The sequence below is a fragment of the Sandarakinorhabdus sp. genome (assembly GCF_041689835.1).
Lineage (GTDB): Bacteria > Pseudomonadota > Alphaproteobacteria > Sphingomonadales > Sphingomonadaceae > Sandarakinorhabdus.
The window spans coordinates 1-3,727 of record NZ_JBDNFM010000112.1 but is presented as its reverse complement, the minus strand read 5'-3'; the positions used below and the strand labels follow the sequence as shown (position 1 = coordinate 3,727).

The window sequence follows — 3,727 nt, the reverse complement described above, 5'->3', positions numbered from 1 at the left end:
TTGTACGCGGCTGTGCTGAGCAGCTCATGGACCATGCCCATGCCCACGCCCACGCCCTCCCACACTTCGCCAAATTCAGTGTGGCGACGGCTCGTTATAACGATCAGCGCGATCATGCCGCCCGGCTGCCTGGCTTGATGGCCGGGATCGCCTCAAGCTCGGGCGGGAGTTCATCGGGCTGGTAGCTGGGCACGTCCAGCCGGATCAGCGGGGTGAACGGCACGCCCAGATCGGCCTTGCCGGCCGAACGATCAACCAGCGCTGCGGCGTGGATCACGGTGCCGCCGGCCGAAGTGATGGCGGCGATTGCTTCGCGGCTCGAAAGCCCGGTGGTGACGACATCTTCCATCAGCAGCACCTGCTGCCCCGCCTCCAGCCGGAAGCCGCGGCGCAGTTCGAACGTGCCGGTGGGCCGCTCCACGAACATCGAATCGACACCCAGCGCGCGTGCCAGTTCATAGCCGCAAATCAGGCCGCCCATCGCCGGCGCGATCACGGCGGTGATGCGGGCTTTCACTTCGGCGGGGATTTTTGCAGTCAGCGCTTGCGCCAACCGCTCGGCGCGCGCCGGGTTCATCAACACGCGGGCGCATTGCAGATAGCGCGGTGAACGCAGGCCCGACGACAGGATGAAATGCCCTTCCAGCAGGGCTTGCGCAGTGCGGAATTCGGCCAGCACGTCGTCGTCGGTCATCGTCGGCTCCTTGATAGCGTCATCGCCTAAAGGGGCCAATCGGTGCCGGCAAGTGTCATGGTGTCACTTCGCTGAACACATATTCGTGCTGGGAATCGCGCACGACCAAGGCACGTCTGCTGTCTTTGCTGCCCGCGACTGTTTCCAGGCCGATCATGCCCGGCGTGCTGCTGATGAAGCTGGCGGTGCCAACGGCGTTGCGGCGGCTGCCCATGTCGGTGCCCCCAGGCGGCAAAGCGGAAACGCGTCATGCCGCCGCTGCGATCGACATCAAGCGTGCCGAGATCCTTGTTGCGGTAACGGCTGGCCAGCACCGCCGCCGCGGCATCGGCCAGAAGGGTGATCCGTCCGCGCATGCTGGCCATTTTGCCTTTGCTGCGGGCCACGGCAACCTTGATTTCGGCTTCGGCTTCGGGGCGGCCGTCGTACAGCACTTCGAGCATCCGCCGCAGCAGCGGGCCGCGCAGCGCGACGCCGTCATCGCTGTTGGCCATGATGACTGCGCCGGCTTCGGCTGATGGCACCCATATCATGTCGCTGTGGAATCCCAACAGATCGCCGCCGTGGTGGATCACCGGCACGCCGTAACGCGATTTTTCCTCCAGCCCCATGCCATACCACTGGTTCTCGCCAGTGGGCACGCCGCGCGCCCGGCTGGCGAACAGGCTGTCTTTCGACACCAGTTGCTTGCCGCCCGGCAGTTTCCTGTCAGCCAGTTCGAGCCCGACATAAAGGATCATGTCGTGCGCCGACGACCATGCGCCGCCGGCCGGGCGGAACGGGACGATGGTGCGGCTGATGGCGTCGCCCGCGGCGCTGACCACCGTGACGCCATCGAGTGCGGTGCTGTGCGGCGATGCGTGGTTGCCGCCCTCGGCAACGGCAAAGCTGAAGGTGGAATCGGTCATGCTCAGCGGTGCCCAGATATGATCGGCCACCGCCTTGTCGAACGCGGCGCCCAATTCCATGCCGGGATTGTACACGTGCCCGGCAACATAGCCCGCGGCCGATGCCATCAGGGTGCTGTATTGAAAGGTTTCACAGCATCGTCGCCATCAATTTGGTGTTGGACGCGATCATGAAGCGGGTGTGGGCATCAACCGGGGCCGGATAGCTCAGCCGGGGCACGCCCAGCCCGCCTTCCCACACCACCTGGCCATCCTGAATGAAGACAAGGCCAACGCCCGGCACATCAAGTGCCTTCATCGCATCGGTGATGAACTGGCGGAGCACGGCCGCGCGCTCCGGCGTCAGCTTGTGCGGCGTGCGGCCCGCAAAGCTTTCCGGGGTGTAGCCGGCGGGGGGGGGGGCGGGGTGGCAAGTCGCAGTGGCGACACAGTATGGTCGGCTCAGAGGCTCCACGCCTTTGCGGCGGCAGCAGCGGCATCGGCAGCGCCGCCAATTTCCACCACCGCCGCGCGGGCGTCGGATTCGGGCGCGATCAGTTCGGTCAGGCTGCCGCTGTTCGAAACGCCGAAGGCAGCGCGGCGCGGCGCGGGCGCTGCCCGCCAGCATGGTTGCAACAATCGCGGTGATGGCGCGGCGCATGGCAGTTCCCCGGGTCGTCAAGAACCAAAGCCTGCCCCAGACCATGCACAGCGCAATCTATAATCGCACCCTTGCGGCCGAGACAACTGCCTTCACCTGACGCAATGCATCCAGGATAGTGGCAAGGTGAGCAACGCTTTCAACCTCGATATCGACGATGTCCGTGTGGAATTCGCGGTCGCGGTGTTTGAGCGCGAGGCCGACGATATTGGCGTTGTGCGCAGCGTTGCTGGCGGCGAGGCTGGCGAGCGCGCCCGGCTGGTTGTGCACCACCACGGCGATGCGTGCGGCGGCGCCGGCGGTTTCGGCACCCCATTTCACGTCCAGCCACTCGCCGCCTTCATCGCCGAGATGACCGCAGTCGGTCACGTGCACCGAAATCGGCCCGTCTGGCGCGCGCACGCTCACGATGCGGTCGCCCGGCACTGGCCGGCAATAATCGCAAAGCAGGAATCCGACCCCCGGGGTCAGCCCTTCGATGGAGAGGGTTGCCGCGGCCTTGGCCCTGGCGCCGCGTGGCCGACTGGGGCGGGTCGATGCGCCGGGCGCCAGCGCTTCGGCCACCTGATCGTCTGACAGGCGATTTTCCGCCATCGCCAGCATCAGCGCAGGCCGGTCGTGCAGCTTGAGCCGGCCCAGCGCCGGGCCCATGATCTCGTCGTTCAGCGTCAGCTTCAGCCGCCCGGCCACGGCGTCGAGCAGCTTGGTCCCCATTGCCAGCAGTTCCTCGCGGCGTTTGTGGCGAACATGGCGGCGGATGGCGGCGCGGGCCTTGGCGCTGGCAACAAAGGCTTCCCACGCCGGATCGGGCGATTTCACCTTGCCCTTCAATATCTCGACCTGGTCACCGTTCACCAGCCGCGTGCGCAGCGGCACGGCGCGGCCGTTCACCTTGGCGCCCACGCAGCTGTCGCCCAGATCGCTGTGCACGGCATAGGCGAAATCCACCGGCGTTGAATCGCCGGGCAACTGGTACAGCTCGCCTTTGGGCGTGAACACGAACACCTGATCCTGGAACATCGCCAGCCGGGCGTTTTCCAGCAGTTCTTCAGGGGATGCCGCGTCCTGCAGCACGTCGAGCAAATCCTCGATCCACGGATAGGCCTCACGCGCCGGGGCACCGTCGCTGCCCTGCTTGTAGGCCCAGTGTGCGGCGACGCCATATTCGGCTTCCTCGTGCATCAGCTTGGTGCGGATCTGCACCTCGATGCGCGCTGCCTCACCGCCCACCAGCACCGATGTGTGCAGCGACCGGTAGCCGTTGGACTTGGGCGTGGAGATGAAATCCTTGAAGCGCCCCGGCACCATCGGCCAGCGGCCATGCACGATGCCCAGCGCGCGGTAACAATCGCTTTCATCATCGATGATCACCCGAAAGGCCATCACGTCCGATAATTGTTCAAAGCTCATCTGGCGCGCCGCCATCTTGCGCCAGATCGAATAGGGGCGCTTTTCGCGGCCGGTCACCCGTGCTTGAATACCCTT

At 65.7% G+C, this 3,727-nt stretch carries 4 protein-coding genes and 1 pseudogene; all 5 read right to left on the bottom strand.

The window, feature by feature from the left end; translation table 11 throughout:
- Positions 1–112 precede the first annotated feature (112 nt).
- Positions 113–694, bottom strand: a complete 582-nt coding sequence (pyrE, locus tag ACESL8_RS05880; RefSeq protein WP_372916791.1) for an orotate phosphoribosyltransferase — start codon at positions 692–694, stop codon at positions 113–115.
- A gap of 26 nt (positions 695–720) precedes the next feature.
- Positions 721–1,719: pseudogene (locus ACESL8_RS05875) on the bottom strand (serine hydrolase domain-containing protein); the annotation flags it as partial.
- A gap of 13 nt (positions 1,720–1,732) precedes the next feature.
- Positions 1,733–1,927: a serine hydrolase gene (locus tag ACESL8_RS05870; RefSeq protein WP_372916789.1), complete on the bottom strand. Its 195-nt coding sequence runs from the start codon at positions 1,925–1,927 to the stop codon at positions 1,733–1,735.
- Between the two features lie 116 nt (positions 1,928–2,043).
- A complete protein-coding gene (locus ACESL8_RS05865) occupies positions 2,044–2,217 on the bottom strand; it encodes a hypothetical protein (RefSeq protein ID WP_372916787.1) in 174 nt (57 codons plus the stop codon).
- Positions 2,218–2,299: 82 nt separating this feature from the next.
- A partial coding sequence (locus tag ACESL8_RS05860) for a bifunctional (p)ppGpp synthetase/guanosine-3',5'-bis(diphosphate) 3'-pyrophosphohydrolase (RefSeq protein WP_372916785.1) occupies positions 2,300–3,727 on the bottom strand: 1,428 nt, incomplete at its 5' end.